Origin of the sequence: Nocardia sp. NPDC057455 (assembly GCF_042802775.1) — a bacterium.
GTDB lineage: Bacteria > Actinomycetota > Actinomycetes > Mycobacteriales > Mycobacteriaceae > Nocardia.
In genome coordinates this window covers 29621-44476 of record NZ_JBHVDM010000007.1, presented here as the reverse complement: position 1 = coordinate 44476, position 14856 = coordinate 29621, and the positions used below count along the sequence as shown (strand labels likewise).

Genomic DNA, 14856 nt, shown 5'->3' with positions numbered 1-14856 from the left:
CCCTCCGTCGTTCCTTGCCGTCTATCGACGAAGATCAGCATGGAACCTCGAGTCAGGTTGAGGTCAAATCGTGCGTCAGGAACCGCCGCCACCGCAGCTGGAACTACTGCCCCCACCGCAGCTGGAGCTGCTTCCCCCGCCGCAACTGGAACTGCTGCCGCCGCTACAGCTGGAACTACTTCCCCCGCCGCAACCACTACCGCTTCCCCCGCCGCAATTGCTGCCGTGGTGATGATGGTCGTGGTGATGATGCCCGCCGCCACCGCCGTGGGGCTGGTCGAATCCGCCGATCAAACCGGCGCCGCCGGCCGCCCAGAACGGATCTGTGGAACCCCCCTCGTGATATCCGCCGCTTCGAGGTCCGACGCCCCACCCACCGTATGGTGGCGGCGGCAGGTACCGGTTGCGCTGCGAGCGGATGATGACGACCACGATGATGATCGGAACCGCCACGAGGAGCAGCACCATCACGAGGATGAACAGAAGGATGAGTGCGCTCATGTCAGAACGGTAGCGGCCCAACGACGCGCACGTACAGTGAACTGTGGTGAACTTCAGGTTCGGTAGACCTCCGGTGCGCGAGGTCGACCTGGCGAGCGTGCGTGCCGCCGTCGACGCGCTGGAACTGCCCGAGGCCGTCTACAAGACCTGCCCTTGGCAGCCGCGGGAATTGGTGGACAAGGGATTGCGGCAGTGGCTGCTGTGCTGCGGCGCCGCCATGCGCGACGACCAGGTGATCGGCATGCCGTCACACGCGGTGGACGAGGCATGGCACGGGTTCATCCTGTGCACCAAGCGCTACGCCGACTTCTGCGCGCGGGCCTACGGCCGCTTCCTGCACCACTTCCCGGAAGGGGCCGGGCCGCCGATCGATTCGCACGGCAGCATGGCCGAACAGCTCGGCCGCACGGTGGTGGCGTGGTCGTTCGTGGCGGTTGCGGGCGAGGAATGCGTGCTGTGGGATCTGGACCGCCGGGTCGGAGTCGAGCAGCCATGGGGCATCGAGCCCGAGCGAGTGGTGGCCGTGGAGGCCGAACTCGCCCGTGCCCTCGCCTCCTGATCAGGTCAGTTTCACCCGCGCCGCCAGGAATCGGACGACGCCCGGCGCGAGCCGCCCGAAGTGGTACTGCACATGGGCTTCCGGCGTCACCGGCACGATGCTGCGGTTCCCCTCGACGGCGCGCACGATCCGCTCTGCCGCCTTCTCCGGGCTGTAGCGCCGCCGCCGGTAGAGGTTGTCGTAACGCTCCTGCTTGCGCCGCTCCTCCTCCGCGCTGACACCGGAGAATCGAGTGCGCCGCACGATGTCGGTGTGCACGATGCCGGGGCAGACGGTGTGCACCGAGATCCCGCGTCCGGACACTTCGGCCCGTAGGCAATCGGAGAACATGAACACCGCCGACTTGCTGGTGGAATAGGCGCTGAACCCCTGCTGCGGACTGTAGGCGGCCATGCTGGAGAGGTTCACGATGTGCCCGCCGAGGCCGCGCTCGGCCATGGCCGGACCGAACGCGCGACAGCCGTTCAGCACGCCGCCGAGGTTGATCCGCATCACCCGGTCGAACTCCGCCGCCGACGTCTCGAAGAATTTACCGGCCTGGCCGATCCCGGCGTTGTTGATCAGGATGTCCGGGACGCCGTGGTTCTCCAGCACCGCCGCGGCGTGCGCGCGCATCTCCTCTTCGTCGGCGACATCGAGCGGATAGTGGTGCGCCACACCGTGTTCGGCGGTGATCAGCTCGGCGGTCTCCTTCGCCGCCGCGAGATCGATGTCGGAGACGACGAGCTCGGCGCCGCGGCGGGCGAAAGCCAGCGCGGTCGCCCGGCCGATACCGCTGCCGGCGCCCGTGATGACCACCAGCTGATCGTCGAACGGCCGCCCGGTGCGACCGACCTCGGCGCGACGCAGTGTCCGGGGCGCCGCCGAGCCGCCGAGCGTGTCGATCAGTTCGGTGGTCGCGGTGGCCAGCAGTTCGGGATGCGAGAACGGCATCCAGTGCCCGGCGGGTACGTCCCGCCGCCACAGGCGCTCGGTCCACTTGTGTTCGTCGTCGAATCCCGCGGGCCGCACGGCGACGTCTCGTCCGGCGACGATCAGCTGCACCGGCACCCCGGTGTGCCGCTCGCGCGGGGCGCGCATGCGCTGCACGATGTTCGCGCGATAGATCAACAGGCCGTCGACGATGTCGGCGCGAAAGGTCGGGCCGAGGCGCACGTTCGACGGCGCCGTCTCGTTCATGATCGAGACCACCCGCTGCCACAGGCGTTCGGTTCCGACCAGGCCGAAGGCGGCGCGCGGCAGCCCGGGGGTCATGAAGAAGAAGGTGTACGCCGACGACAGCAGCTGAGTGAACGGCTGCCATACGTTGCGCGGTGTCGGACGGGCCAGCCGGTTGCGCATCCACTTGCCCACGTGGTCCAGATTCGGCCCCGACACCGAGGTGAACGACGCGACCCGTGTGGCGGCGCGAGGCTCGCACACCGCTTCCCACACCTGCACCGAACCCCAGTCGTGGGCGAGCACGTGCACGGGCCGATCGGGGCTCACCGCGTCGGCGACCGCGTAGAAGTCCGCGGCCAGGCGATCGAGCCGGAAGTCGGCAGTGCGCCGGGTGCGGGTGGAGTGCCCGTGCCCGCGGGTGTCGTAGGCGACGACGTGGAATCGCCGGGCCAGCCGCGGCACGACCGCATCCCAGAGGTGATGGGTGTCCGGCCAGCCGTGCACCAGCACAATGGTCTCCGCGGCGGGGTCACCGTATTCGTAGACGGCGAGGTCGAATTCGCCGCTGCGCACGGTTCGTCCGATCGCGGGGAGTTCGGCGATTTCGGTTGTGGTCATCATTCTCCTTGGCCGACTCGAGAGGCCGGATCACAGATCGAGTACGAGGCGTCCACCATCGGCGCGCGAGACGCAGACGAGCATCGCGCCCGCCGCACGCTCGGCGGCGGTGAGCACGCTGTCGCGGTGGTCGGGTTCACCGGTCAGCACCCGGACCTTGCACGTGCGGCAGAAACCCTGCCTGCACGAGTACGGACGGTCGGGCCGGGCCGCGAGGATGGCATCGAGTGCGGTGCGCTCCGCGCCGACCTCGACGACCTCCCCGGTGGAGGCGAATTGCAGCTCGAACGGCTTGCCGTTCACGATCGGCGGCGGCGAGAACCGCTCGGAATGCAGTTCCACGGACGGCGATTCCCGCACGGCGTGGGCGATCACGGCGATCATCGGCACCGGCCCACAGCAATAGATCGCGGTGTCGGGACCGACCGCGGGTAGCAGTGCGCCCGCGTCGGGAAGGCCGTGCTCGTCGTCGGTGCGCACGACGACGCGGTCGCCGAAGCTCGCGATCTCGTCGAGGAACGGCAGCGTCGCGCGACTGCGCCCGGTGTACACCATCGACCACTCGAGGCCGAGCCGGTGCGCCAGCCTGGCCATGGGCAGGATCGGCGTGATGCCGATGCCACCCGCGACGAAATGCAGTCGCGCCGCCGCGGATCCATGGCCGGGCACGGCGAACGGGAACGCGTTCCGGGGACCGCGCACCACGATCGGCGACCCCACCGGAAGGGAGTCGTGCACCTCCATCGAGCCACCCCCGCCTTCGGGGATCCGGCGCACCGCCACCCGATAGGCGCGGACGTCGGCCGGGTCGCCGCACAGCGAGTACTGCCGCAAGCGGCCGGAGGGCAGTTCGAGGTCGAGGTGGGCGCCGGGGCGCCAAGGCGGCAGCGCGCGTCCGTCGGGGGCGGCCAGCCGCAGGCTGACCACGTGGTGATCGTGCGCCTCGATCCGCCGCTCGGTGACCACCAGCGCCAGCCTCCGGTCGTCCACCTTCGGCCGTGGATCGCGCCGGTTGACCAGAGTGGTCCAGCGCAATCGCGCCGAGGCCACCGCGTCGAGCACCCGCACGGTGCGATCGACGTCGCGCCTGCCGAACAGATCCGCGGGCAGGTGGTCGGGGACGGTCACGAGGCAATCGCCCGCGCCGCCGGGGATTTGGCCAGGTAGGCCACCGCCTGTGCGGTGGAGCCGACCGTCTCCGGGTGGTAGCCCGGTTCGAAGGTGCTCAGCGCGCTCCACAGCAGCGAGGGGGCGCCGGGCAACGCGCCGCGCCACATCGCGCCGAAGACTTTCGCGAGCAACCGGGGATAACCGAGGTCGGGCAGATCCCGGTCCTGATGGACCAGGAATTTCGTGCCGCGCACCACCAAGGTCAGGAAGATCGGGAACACCAGCAGCATCAGCCCGGCACGCCGCACGTAACCGGCGCCGAAGTAGACGGCCACGTCGTGCGCGACATGCCGGTGCTCGACCTCTTCGGCCCCGTGCCAGCGGAACAGATCCGCCATGCGCGGGTCGGCGCCGAACCGCTCCAGATCCGCGTTGAGCACCCAATCGCCGAGGTAGGCGAAGAAGTGCTCCAGGCAGGCGATGAAGGCCAGCCGCTCGACCAGCACCTGGCGTTGCGCCACGCCGTCGGCATCCCGCGGTCCGAGCGTCCGGCGGAACAGGTACTCGGCCTGCCGCAGATAGGGTTCCGGATCGATGCCGTGCACGGCGAGCACCTCGTGCAGCACTTTGTCGTGTGTCTCGGCGTGCATCGATTCCTGACCGATGAACCCGAGCATCGCCTCGCGCAACTTCTCGTCCCGCACGTACGGCAGCGCTTCGGCATACGCGGCGCAGAACATTCGCTCCCCTTCGGGCAGCAACAGATTCAGCGAGTTGATCAGGTGCGAGGCGATGGGCTCGGCAGGCATCCAGCGCAGCGGTGTATCCGACCAGTCGAAGCGCACGTTGCGGGCGTGCAGCGCCACGGCGCCCGGGTCGGTGCCGGGCCGTCGCCCCGCCCTGCGAAGTAGCTTCATCGATACTCCTCGATCTACACGCGCCCGCGACCGTCGCGCGTTTCCTACATATCCGTAGCAAGCATCATACACATATATGAGACCTTAGGTAACACACAAAAGGGGTGGCCGTCGCTGTACGGTGACACCACTTCGCGACAGTCGTCACAGCAGCCGGTATCGCCACAAAACTAGAACATGTTCTAGTAGGCTTTTGCTATGGAACGATTGACCGGATTGGATGCCAGCTTTCTCTACTTGGAAACCGGAACTCAGCATCTGCACGTCTGCGCGCTGCTGATCCTCGACCCGTCGTCGGATGACTACTCGTTCGAGGGATTCAAAGCCGAACTGGCGCGGCGGATTCCGCTGATTCGGCAGATGCGCCGTCGGGTGTACGAGGTGCCGTTGAATCTCGACCATCCCGTCTGGGTGGAGGACGCGAATTTCGACCTCGACTACCACGTGCGCCGGATCGCGATCGCCGCCCCGGCCGGGCGGCGCGAACTCGCCGAGCTCGTCGGGGACATCGCCGGCCGCCCGATGGATCGCGATCGTCCGCTGTGGGAGATGTCGGTGGTCGAAGGCCTCGACGACGGGAAAGTCGCGGTGGTCTGCAAATACCACCACGCCGCCGTGGACGGCATCACCGGCGCCGACATCATGATGCATCTGTGCGATCCGGAGCCGGGTGCCACCAAAGAGGTACCCGACCAGCAGTGGCGCCCCGAGCCGAAACCGAACGACTGGCAATTGCTGGCCGAAGCGGTGGTGAAGTTCCCGGCCCGAGCGGGCATCGTCGGCATGCTGCCGAAAACCGTCGGCGTCGTCGCCGGCTTCGCGCAGCGCCGCCGCAAGAACAAGGCGGGCATGGCCGTACCGTTCTCCGCTCCCCGCACGCCCTTCAATCTCGCCATCACCCCGCATCGTGCCGTCGCGTTCACCGACGCCGAACTCGATGCCATCAAGGAGATCCGCTCCGCGTTCGGCGTCAAGGTGAACGACGTGGTGCTGACCGTAGTCGCCGGTGCGCTGCGCACTTATCTGGCCGGGCGCGACGAATTGCCGGACCGTTCGCTCATCGCCTCCGTGCCGGTGTCGGTGCACGAGTCGACCAGGCACACCGCGGGCGTCAACAAGGTCTCCGCGCTGTTCGCGACGCTCGGCACCGACATCGCCGACCCGGTGGAGCGCTTGCGCGAGGTGGCCGAGGCCAATCGAGGGGCCAAGGAAGAGCATGAGGTGATCGGTGCGGACTTCCTCCAGGACTGGTCGAAATACGCCCCGCCGAACACCTTCCGGCTCGCGGCGCGGATGTACTCCTCGCTCAAGCTGGCGGAGGTGCACCCGGTGGTGCACAACCTGGTGGTGTCCAACGTGCCCGGTCCGCCGATGCCGCTGTACTTCCTCGGGTTCCGGGTGGACGGGATGTACCCGTTCGGCCCGGTGTTCCACGGCGCGGGCCTGACGGTGACCGTGCTGTCGAACAACGACAAGCTGAACTTCGGTTTCATCGCCTGCAAGGAACTGGTGCCCGACATCGGGGCGCTCGCCGAAGCCGTTCCCGGCGTGGTCACCGAACTGCTCTCAGCGGCACGAACATCGGGCTGAGTGCCGGTTGCCTGTCCGCCACCGCCGCCGGACAGGACCGGCCCCGTCAGATCCGCACCGCGACAGCCGCACAGGCTTCGAGCATCACCGGCACGAAACGGTCGGCCTCGAGCACGCAGCACGCGTGCCCGGCCGCGACACGATGCATGCTCGCCCCCGGGATCATGGTCCCCAACTCCACCTGCCGATAGACCGGCACCGCCCGGTCCCGGGTTGTGACGACCACGGCCGTCGGCATCGTCAAACTCGGCAGCCACGCGGTCGCGTCGAAACGCCCGACGGCGGCGAGGACTTGAGTGAGCGCCCATCCACTGGTACTGCGGAACTCGCCCGTCGCCCAGCGATCCAATCGCCCCGGCGTCCAGGTGACCACCGGAAGTTCGGGCAGGCGGCCCGCGAGCCTCTCGGCACGGCGGTAGGAATAGGGCCCCACCGCCGCGGCGAAGGCGGCGAACGTCCGGTGAAAAGCGTGCTCGCGCCATTTCTCGCGAAACCGATACGGCGTCGCGCAGAGCACCAGCCCGCTCACCCGCTCCGGATGGCGATGCGCCGCCAGCAGGCTGACGATTCCACCCAGGGAGAACCCCGCACAGATGGCCCGGTCGAGTCGCAGCGCGTCGAGCACGGCCACCACGTCGTCGGCGCAGTCCTCCAAGGTGAACCGCTCGGAGCGGATGCCGCGTCCATGCCAGCGCTGATCGAACAGGATCACCCGGTACCGCCGCGCCAGCACCGCCAGCGACGGGAACCAGGTGAGGTAGGCGGTGCAGGCAGTGGCGTGTAGAAGCACGAGTGCAGGGGCGTGTTCCGGCCCCGGGATGTCGACCACGTAGGTCCGGCCGCGGCCCGGCAGTTCGACCAGGTGGCCACCGGGCACCTCGGCGATATCAGGCACCCGGAACCGTCCACCGAACCGCATCACGGGTCGGCCGGAGTTCGTCATGACGCACCTCCCCGAGGTCACACCAGGACAGTATTAGAACGCGTTCTACACGATCATGACACAGTTGCGCACCGGCCGGACACCCACGGCCTCCGCATCGCCCACCTGGGTTACTGTCGCGAGACGCGCCGCCACATGGCGCGTTTCTGTAACGTGTTACAGAATGGTTCGAGAGACGGAGGTACCCCGGATGGGGCGGTTGACCGGCAAGGTGGCGTTGATCAGCGGCGGAGCGCGCGGCATGGGCGCGGCACACGCCAGGGCCCTGGTAGCCGAGGACGCGCGCGTGGTGCTGGGCGACGTGCTCGACGACGAGGGCGCCGCGGTCGCCGCGGAGATCGGCGACAACGCCGCCTACGTCCACCTCGACGTGCGCGAGCCGGACGACTGGCGCAAGGCCGTCGACGAGGCGGTACAGCGGTTCGGGTCGCTGAGCGTCCTGGTGAACAACGCGGGCATCGCGAACGGCAACCTGCTCGTCGCGTTCGAGCTGGCCGAATGGCAGCGGATCATCGACATCAACCTCACCGGCACGTTCCTGGGCATGCAGGCCGCCACGCCCGCGATGATCGAGGCGGGCGGCGGCTCGATCATCAACATCTCCTCCGTCGAAGGCATGCGTGGCAGCCCGGGCCTGCACGGTTACACGGCCACCAAATTCGCCGTGCGCGGGCTCACCAAGTCCACCGCGCTCGAGCTGGCGCAGTACAAGATCCGGGTGAATTCCGTGCATCCCGGCCTGATCCGCACTCCGATGACGGAGAACATCCCGGAGGATTTCCTGCAGATCCCGCTCGGCCGCGCCGCCGACCCGGCCGAGGTCTCCGCGCTGGTGACGTTCCTGGCCAGCGACGAGTCGTCGTACTCCACCGGCGCCGAGTTCGTCATCGACGGTGGCCTGACCGTGGGCGTCCCGCACAAGAGCTTCGGCTGAGTCATCCGCCGATGGCCAGCAGCACGAGCGGTGGCAGGGACACCGACGCGAGGCCCGCGATCATATTGCTCCACTTGTAGGCCACCAGCAGCGCGGCGAATTCGCGCAGGAAGGCGCTCGGCAGGTAGTAGAAGGCGGTCCTGGCGCCCGTCACCTCGGCATCGAGGCGGAGGCGGCGCGCCAGGATCGCTGTGCGCAGCACATGGAAATTGCTCGTCACCAGCACCATGCGCGTGGTGGGGCCGCGCTCGCCGAGCAGCCGCTTGGTGAAGAGCAGATTCTCCTCGGTGGTTGCCGAGCGATCCTCCAGCACCACGTGGTCTTCGGGCACCCCGCGACGGATCAGGTAGTCCGCCATCGCCGACGCCTCGGAGACCTCCTCATCGGAACCTCTCCCGCCACTGGCGATCAGCAGCGGGGCACGTCCCGCATCGGCTTCGCCGCGGTAGACCTCGATCGCGCGATCCAGGCGCGCGGCCAGCAGCGGCGGCACCTCGCCGTCTACCAGCCCGGCGCCATGCACCACGATCGCGTCCATCTCGGGACGGTAGGGCAACATGCCGTAGCAGAGCGAATACAACAGGAATGCCGCGAACAGGAACCCCACGTAGCTGATCGCCATCGTCAGCGAGGCCAGAAGCACTACGAGCCAGTGATTTTCGGTCAGAAGCGCGAGTGCCAGCACCACATACGGCACCAGCAGCCCGATGCCGAGCCCGAGCGGCAGCAGGTTCGGAAGCCGCCACCCCTCGCGGCGCACCAGTTGCGCGCCGTTAACGATCGACAACCCGGCGAGCACCAAGACCAGCAACGGCGACAGAAGCACCAACAGCGGTGCGAGCACCACCGGCAGATCTCCATGGGCGATCCAGCCCACCGCCCACGCGCCGACGAACCCCGCCCCGAGGAGGAGGAATACGCCGTGCCCCAGCCGCCTGCGGTCCCTGCCGAATCGCACCGCGAACACACCGAGCAGGACCACACCGACCAGCAGAAGCACCGGGCCACCGTAGCCGACCGCCGGGCCGTGCGCTCCGCCGTTGCCGAGCGGCGCGGCTACCTCGGCTCTTTCCGATCGTCCCCTACAGTGTGCAGGTCCGGGCATCGGTCAAAGCGACCGGCGGCCGGAGGCATTCGCCTTCAGCACACCAGCGTTACGGAATAGCACGTCGTGATGAATGGGAGTCGCCGAAAACCATGCTTCGATTGGTCATCGCCACCGCCGCGGCCGCGCTCTGCGTGATCACACCACAAGCCGCAGCGCAGCCGATCTATCCCGCACCCGATCCGGATCCGTTCTACGCCACCCCGGCAGACCTGGGTCGCGCCGCACCGGGCGACGTCCTCGCCGTACGGCCGATGCCCACCCTGCCTATGTTCCCCGGCTCGACGGTCACGATGATCAAATTCCGCTCGACCAGTTCCGTCGGCGACCCGATCGCGGCCACCACCACCGTGCTGACTCCGCCCGACCCCATCCCCGGTAGGCCGCTGCTGTCCTACCAGCACATCATCAACGCGCTCGGCACCCGGTGCGCGGTATCCCGCGTGCTCTACACCAGCGATCCCAACCTGGCGGTGCGCGAAGCACCCGCGCTCAACGCCCTGCTGCTGCGCGGCTGGTCGGTCGCTCTCCCCGATCATCTCGGCCCCACCAGTGCCTACGGCGCCGCGAAACTCGGCGGCATGATCACCCTGGACGGTCTGCGCGCCGCGCGGCGGGTCGCGGAACTGGGACTGACGGACAGCCCGATCGCCCTGCTCGGCTATTCCGGCGGAGGCATGGCGAGCTCGTGGGCGGCCGCGCTCGCGCCGACCTACGCGCCGGAACTGCCGCTCACCGCAGTCGCCGCGGGCGGGGTGCCGATGAATCTGGTCAAGATGATCGAAGGCCTCGGCTACGCGCCGCACGCGGCGTTCGGCCTCGCCTTCGCGGCGGCCCTCGGACTGGAGCGGGAATACCCGGCACGGCTGCCGGTGAGCGAACAACTGAACTCGGTCGGGTTGGCGGTCCGCAACAGGATCGCCGACAGTTGCACGAACGAGATCCTCCTGGAGGGCGCCGGGCGCGGCATCGTGGACGTCGCGGCCTCGAATTCACTGGCCGACGACCCGCGCGCCCGGGAGGTGCTCGAGGAGAACAGTCTGGAACTCTACGAGGGCATTCCGTCCGTCCCGCTCTACCAATGGCGCGCCGAGAACGACGCGCTGATTCCGGTGGAGTCGGTCGATGCCACGCTCCGGCGGTATTGCCAGGCGGGCGCGCGGGTGCAATACGAGAAATTCCTCAGCCCGGACCATTTGTCCGCCGCTGTCCTCGGAATCCCGTCCGCGCTCGATTGGCTGGACGCGCGCCTGCACGGCGTGCCCGCACCGAGTAACTGCTGAGGGCGGCCCCGGCGGCGGCAATTCACCGCCGACCGGGAACGGATCGCTCCGCCGCACCGCCACATCGGATCTCGCGCCGGGAGCTAGATGTCCTTGCCGCTCTCGTACGCGTTCTGACGCGCCTCGTCGAGATCAGCGTCAGCACGGGCCTTTTCGGCCTCGGCTTCCTTCTGCGCCGCGTCCCGCTGGGATTCGGCCTTGTCCTGCTGGGCGCGACCCTCTTTCTTCAGGTTCTCGTCACCGGTGACGACGCCAGCGGCTTCCTTCGCCTTCCCCTTGATGTCCTCGACGACACCCTCGACAGCTTCCCGGGGTCCGCTCTGATGCTCCGGCATCACATACCTCCCAATTGATTAGTCGGCTGACACCCGCCGCATACCCGTCCCCGAGGCCATCAATCATCCTGTGACCCCTGCCACTCGCGGTATCCGCAGACGCCGTACCCGATGCGGACCTGCGCCCGATCGGCGGGCAGTCATAGGTCTTCGATATCGATCAGCGCATCCTGCAACGCGCGGGCAACAAGGGCGGCCTTCGTCGGCGCGGGCCGGCCGACCGCGGCGTACTTATCCCTGATCCGAGCCAAATGAGTATTGACCGTCCCCAACGAGATATACAGGCGCCGACTGACTTCCACCTTGGAGTCCGAAGCGATCCACGCCAGCAGCACCTCGATCTCCCGGCTGCTCAACGCCGGACGCTCCCGCGATCCCAGCGCGGCGGGCACGGGGTCGTTCCTATGGTCGAACGCGACACTCATTACCTATTCCTTTACAAGACTTCAGCATTCTCGAACTACTCGAAGGCGCGCTGCCGATCCCACCGGGGTTCGGCGCGTATTCCACAGTTCCTCACTCGGGCTTGCGGTGAGACCAGTCGATACGGGTTTCGCGAGGATGAACCGGTGGACAACAGCGAAGAATTCGCGACCTGGACGCACCCGGCGATCGGACGACGACAGAGCGCCGTGACCAGGTCGGTCGGCGTCGCGGGCTATCGCCGACCGAACAGGTCGCGTAGACAGATCCGCAATAGGGCGACGGTCGCGACGAACAGCGTGAAGAAGATCAACGCACGCGATAGATCGCCGGAGTTCCCGGAGGTGCCCGTATAGGCGGACTGGCCGTAGCAGAAGTACGCGATGTCGAGGAGCAGCAACCCCGCCAGCACATACCAGGTCCAGAGGCGGCGCCGTGGACCGTGGTTGATGCTTATCCGCTGCCGGCCACCATTGTTGGCGAAGATGCTGCCGCCGTTGCCGGCCATGTTGACTTGATTGTTCGCATTGGGATTGTTATTCGATCCCGGCGAAGGGTGCATTTTCATCTCCTGCCGGGGCCGTCCAGTCCGATGTGCTGCGTCCCGTTCTGATTGGCGTTCACGATGCCGCCTTCACCGGCGAAGTTGACCTGATTGTTCTGTGTACCCGGCGTGGCCGCCCGATCCCGATCGGCAGGCCGGCTCTCGGCCTGCGGCGCGAGTTGCCCGAGTAGACCGCGGACGTCTTCTTCTAACGTTCGGTAGCGAATGCGCCAGTATTGCGAACCGGATAAGGCGCGGATGTCATCCGGAAGCTGCTCCGGGCTCGGCAGCGGCGTGTCGTCCAGCGGAACGGGGACGACACGGATGCCGCGCTCGAACGCGGTGCGCAGCTCCAGCCGCACCCAGTCGCGAGGATTGTCGATCCGACGGCTTCCCCGCGCGTCGCGCGCCTCGAGCCAATGCGGGCCGATCACCGACACCATCGTGTCGCACTCCTCGAGCGCTCGGCGGATTCGGCGGGCGTACAACACGCCCAAGGCCAGAGAGTCCTCGTCTCGAAAGACGCGCGCCCTGCCGAGATGGTGGGCCATCTGCTTCGATATCTCGTTGACGGCGTAGACGCTGTCAACGATGCGGTAGTTCAAGAATATATCCGTCAACTGGGCACTCCTCGAGGACGGTTTATCAGCGCAACACGGCGCGGTTGAGAATTTATGATGCGGGATGGAGGAGATGAAGAATTAAACCAACCAGTTCGTTGCACCCCTCGAGTAACATCCTTCCGGATGTCTCGCGGTCACAAATCTCGTCCTCGACCGAAACATCACGGTTTTTCAAATATCAGTCTGCACGCGAACCACGCCCTGAGCGACCGGAACAGCAAACGTTCGGTCATATACCCGACCGTGCGCAGCCAACGACCCCGCCGCGAAGAATTCTGGTTGGTTTATTTCCCTATCATGGTCGACTTCCCCAGCCGACCGGTGCCACATGTGCTCGGCGAACTCACGCCGAGCCACGGGTGAATGTTCAGTGTAGGTCGGCGTATTCCTTCCATCGTTGCCGCAACGCATCGAAGCGGCTGTCGTCCATGGTCGCCCCCGCGGAGCCCGGTCCGGAGAGAGTCCCGCACTGCGCGATACCGCCTGTGCCGGTGGCCCAGAATCCGAACGGCATGTGGCAGCTACTCTCTCGACACCTCCAGCCGCGAATTACGGCTCGTCCTCCAGCATCCAGTGGGCAGCCGACCGGCAACAGTGGTTGCCCGTTGCCGCTCCGAACGGCAACGGACAACCCGTCGTTCAACGCCTCGACAGGGCGGACATGAGAGCCGGTCGAATGTCGTGCAGCGCGGAGTGCCCGCGGTAACGGCCTATGGTGCGAGCGAACTCGCGAAGATCGGCGCGGATGGTCGTCGAGTCGACCGCGGTGATGATGTCGAGCAACGGCTCGATCAGTTCACACGCTCGTTCCAGCTCACCGAGCGCGGCATACACCAATGCCCGGCGAGTCCCGAACCGAGCACGGTCACGGTCGGACTGCTCGGGGTTCCGCGACAGCGCTCGGTCGAACAGGACGGCGGCTTCCCCGAGGTTGCCGAGGTCGTAGTGACACCAGGCCTCGATGAGCACAGGCCGTTCATGAAGCGCTGCAGGGCCCAGCTCGTTTCCGGTGCGGTGTGCCGCGTCGTACAGGCTCGCGGCCTTGTCCAGCGCGCGCATCGAACTCGTATCGTCCAAGCCGATGGCGTACCCCTGCGCGGCGCCCAGCGCGGCGAGCCAGCGGATCCGAGGATGGACAGCGTGGTCGGCGAGCACTTGTTCGGTGAGGCCGGTCGTCGCGGAGGAATCGCCGCGATACAGGCTCAGCACTGCTCGGCGGACGAGCGCGTAGCTGGTCATGTGTTCGTCACTGACGGCAGAGGCGTGCAGGACCGCCTGATCGGTCCACCACAAGGCGCCGCGCTCGTCACCGCACTCTTGCGCCATCCATCCGGCGAACTCCGCGGTACGCGCGGCGTGCAGCAGAAGTCGCTGACGTAGTTCGCCGGTGCTCTGCCGCGCGGAGGTGACCGCGGCGTGTGTCTGCGTGACGACCATCGGCATGACGATGCTCGGACTACTGGTCCGGCCGAGTTGTTTCGTTTGCTCGAACAGCGCGCGTAAGCCGGACAATACGGCAGCGGAGCCGGTGACCACCGGGGGAAACGCGGTCACCGGCGGCGCGTGCGACTCCCCGAGATGGAACGCACCGGAACCATCCACATGCAATCGGACGATCCACTCGGCATCCGAGTAGAGGTTGTCGTCGATCTCAGGATCGCCATCCGGTTGCGCTTCCGGCGGCGCGAGCATCAGCAGATCGCCTCCAGCGGACAAGACCGTGTCACAGATGCGCGCCAGCGCCGCGGAGGGCGACTTGTGCCCGTTCTCGATTCTGCTCAAGTGGCTCGTGCTGTAGTGCACGCGTTCGGCGAGCTTCCCCAGGGTCAGTCCCTGCTCGACTCGGCGTCTGCGCAGCTCTGGACCGAATTCAGCACTTGCCATTATTACCTCGGATCCGTTGCCTGCCGGCGAATCCCGTCCACGACGAGATACTCCGACGAACCTGCAACTGCCCCTTCGAGCCGGAGCCGACCCGGCTACCACACCCCCTTGTTGCTGCGAGTGTACCGCTCACGGATCTTCGCGGTAGGCGAATTCATCGGCGGACAACGCCCACACAGCCGATGCGCCGACGCCGTGATCTGCCTGTCGCGGGCATCCCGCTACTTCTGCCGTACCCTGACAACTCGGACCGGAATACGCCGAATCACTGTCTGCCGGACGAGAATTGGGGACGGAATGGATACGGATCATCGAGTCAAGCACCT

At 67.1% G+C, this 14856-nt stretch carries 15 protein-coding genes; 5 read left to right on the top strand and 10 right to left on the bottom strand.

What is annotated here, in order from left to right; all coding sequences use genetic code 11:
• Positions 1-70 precede the first annotated feature (70 nt).
• Together ACFU5M_RS04445 and ACFU5M_RS04440 are read left to right on the top strand one after the other, a co-directional pair.
• Positions 71-232 carry a hypothetical protein gene (locus ACFU5M_RS04445; protein ID WP_379043546.1) on the top strand — a complete coding sequence of 54 codons (162 nt, stop codon included), beginning with the start codon at positions 71-73 and terminating at the stop codon, positions 230-232.
• Between the two features lie 315 nt (positions 233-547).
• Positions 548-1060 carry a hypothetical protein gene (locus ACFU5M_RS04440; RefSeq protein ID WP_379043543.1) on the top strand — a complete coding sequence of 171 codons (513 nt, stop codon included), beginning with the start codon at positions 548-550 and terminating at the stop codon, positions 1058-1060.
• Here ACFU5M_RS04440 and ACFU5M_RS04435 read toward each other — a convergent pair whose 3' ends face one another.
• From ACFU5M_RS04435 to ACFU5M_RS04425, 3 genes are read right to left on the bottom strand one after another with little or no spacing between them, the layout of a single operon-like run.
• Entirely contained in the window at positions 1061-2842 is a 1782-nt protein-coding gene (locus ACFU5M_RS04435; RefSeq protein WP_379043540.1) for an SDR family oxidoreductase, read from the bottom strand.
• A 27-nt stretch (positions 2843-2869) separates the two neighbouring features.
• Positions 2870-3907 (bottom strand): PDR/VanB family oxidoreductase, encoded by a 1038-nt coding sequence (locus ACFU5M_RS04430; RefSeq protein WP_379043773.1) that lies wholly within the window; start codon positions 3905-3907, stop codon positions 2870-2872.
• Positions 3908-3963: 56 nt separating this feature from the next.
• The gene (locus ACFU5M_RS04425) at positions 3964-4866 is read right to left on the bottom strand and encodes a metal-dependent hydrolase (protein ID WP_379043537.1); all 903 of its coding nucleotides are present in this window, start codon (positions 4864-4866) and stop codon (positions 3964-3966) included.
• Between the two features lie 198 nt (positions 4867-5064).
• Between ACFU5M_RS04425 and ACFU5M_RS04420 the strand changes: the two genes are divergently transcribed.
• Positions 5065-6456, top strand: coding sequence for a wax ester/triacylglycerol synthase family O-acyltransferase (locus tag ACFU5M_RS04420; protein ID WP_379043534.1), 1392 nt, complete (start codon positions 5065-5067; stop codon positions 6454-6456).
• Positions 6457-6502: 46 nt separating this feature from the next.
• Here the strand turns inward: ACFU5M_RS04420 and ACFU5M_RS04415 are convergent, their stop codons facing one another.
• The gene (locus ACFU5M_RS04415) at positions 6503-7399 is read right to left on the bottom strand and encodes an alpha/beta fold hydrolase (protein WP_379043531.1); all 897 of its coding nucleotides are present in this window, start codon (positions 7397-7399) and stop codon (positions 6503-6505) included.
• Between the two features lie 190 nt (positions 7400-7589).
• Here ACFU5M_RS04415 and ACFU5M_RS04410 point away from each other — a divergent pair, with 190 nt between their 5' ends.
• Positions 7590-8333, top strand: a complete 744-nt coding sequence (locus ACFU5M_RS04410) for a glucose 1-dehydrogenase (RefSeq protein ID WP_379043528.1) — start codon at positions 7590-7592, stop codon at positions 8331-8333.
• Between the two features lies 1 nt (position 8334).
• Here the strand turns inward: ACFU5M_RS04410 and ACFU5M_RS04405 are convergent, their stop codons facing one another.
• On the bottom strand, positions 8335-9315 hold the full coding sequence (locus ACFU5M_RS04405) for a YdcF family protein (protein WP_379043525.1): 981 nt from the start codon (positions 9313-9315) through the stop codon (positions 8335-8337).
• Between the two features lie 215 nt (positions 9316-9530).
• Here ACFU5M_RS04405 and ACFU5M_RS04400 point away from each other — a divergent pair, with 215 nt between their 5' ends.
• Complete coding sequence (locus tag ACFU5M_RS04400) at positions 9531-10721, top strand: lipase family protein (protein ID WP_379043522.1); 1191 nt, start codon at positions 9531-9533, stop codon at positions 10719-10721.
• A gap of 83 nt (positions 10722-10804) precedes the next feature.
• Here the strand turns inward: ACFU5M_RS04400 and ACFU5M_RS04395 are convergent, their stop codons facing one another.
• From ACFU5M_RS04395 to ACFU5M_RS04375, 5 genes are all read right to left on the bottom strand, one after another.
• Positions 10805-11056, bottom strand: a complete 252-nt coding sequence (locus tag ACFU5M_RS04395) for a CsbD family protein (RefSeq protein WP_379043519.1) — start codon at positions 11054-11056, stop codon at positions 10805-10807.
• Between the two features lie 140 nt (positions 11057-11196).
• Entirely contained in the window at positions 11197-11481 is a 285-nt protein-coding gene (locus ACFU5M_RS04390) for a LuxR C-terminal-related transcriptional regulator (RefSeq protein ID WP_379043516.1), read from the bottom strand.
• Between the two features lie 233 nt (positions 11482-11714).
• Positions 11715-12041 carry a hypothetical protein gene (locus tag ACFU5M_RS04385; RefSeq protein WP_379043513.1) on the bottom strand — a complete coding sequence of 109 codons (327 nt, stop codon included), beginning with the start codon at positions 12039-12041 and terminating at the stop codon, positions 11715-11717.
• 2 nt (positions 12042-12043) lie between these two features.
• Entirely contained in the window at positions 12044-12628 is a 585-nt protein-coding gene (locus ACFU5M_RS04380) for a toll/interleukin-1 receptor domain-containing protein (protein ID WP_379043770.1), read from the bottom strand.
• Between the two features lie 657 nt (positions 12629-13285).
• Positions 13286-14530 carry a helix-turn-helix domain-containing protein gene (locus ACFU5M_RS04375; RefSeq protein ID WP_379043510.1) on the bottom strand — a complete coding sequence of 415 codons (1245 nt, stop codon included), beginning with the start codon at positions 14528-14530 and terminating at the stop codon, positions 13286-13288.
• Between the last annotated feature and the right edge of the window lie 326 nt (positions 14531-14856).

Coding starts and splice junctions, on each gene's coding strand:
- ACFU5M_RS04435 (WP_379043540.1), bottom strand. CDS start 2,842: ATGATGACCACAACCGAAATCGCCGAACTCCCCGCGATCGGACGAACC.
- ACFU5M_RS04420 (WP_379043534.1), top strand. CDS start 5,065: ATGGAACGATTGACCGGATTGGATGCCAGCTTTCTCTACTTGGAAACC.
- ACFU5M_RS04395 (WP_379043519.1), bottom strand. CDS start 11,056: ATGCCGGAGCATCAGAGCGGACCCCGGGAAGCTGTCGAGGGTGTCGTC.
- ACFU5M_RS04400 (WP_379043522.1), top strand. CDS start 9,531: ATGCTTCGATTGGTCATCGCCACCGCCGCGGCCGCGCTCTGCGTGATC.
- ACFU5M_RS04390 (WP_379043516.1), bottom strand. CDS start 11,481: ATGAGTGTCGCGTTCGACCATAGGAACGACCCCGTGCCCGCCGCGCTG.
- ACFU5M_RS04375 (WP_379043510.1), bottom strand. CDS start 14,530: ATGGCAAGTGCTGAATTCGGTCCAGAGCTGCGCAGACGCCGAGTCGAG.
- ACFU5M_RS04425 (WP_379043537.1), bottom strand. CDS start 4,866: ATGAAGCTACTTCGCAGGGCGGGGCGACGGCCCGGCACCGACCCGGGC.
- ACFU5M_RS04415 (WP_379043531.1), bottom strand. CDS start 7,399: ATGACGAACTCCGGCCGACCCGTGATGCGGTTCGGTGGACGGTTCCGG.
- ACFU5M_RS04385 (WP_379043513.1), bottom strand. CDS start 12,041: ATGCACCCTTCGCCGGGATCGAATAACAATCCCAATGCGAACAATCAA.
- ACFU5M_RS04410 (WP_379043528.1), top strand. CDS start 7,590: ATGGGGCGGTTGACCGGCAAGGTGGCGTTGATCAGCGGCGGAGCGCGC.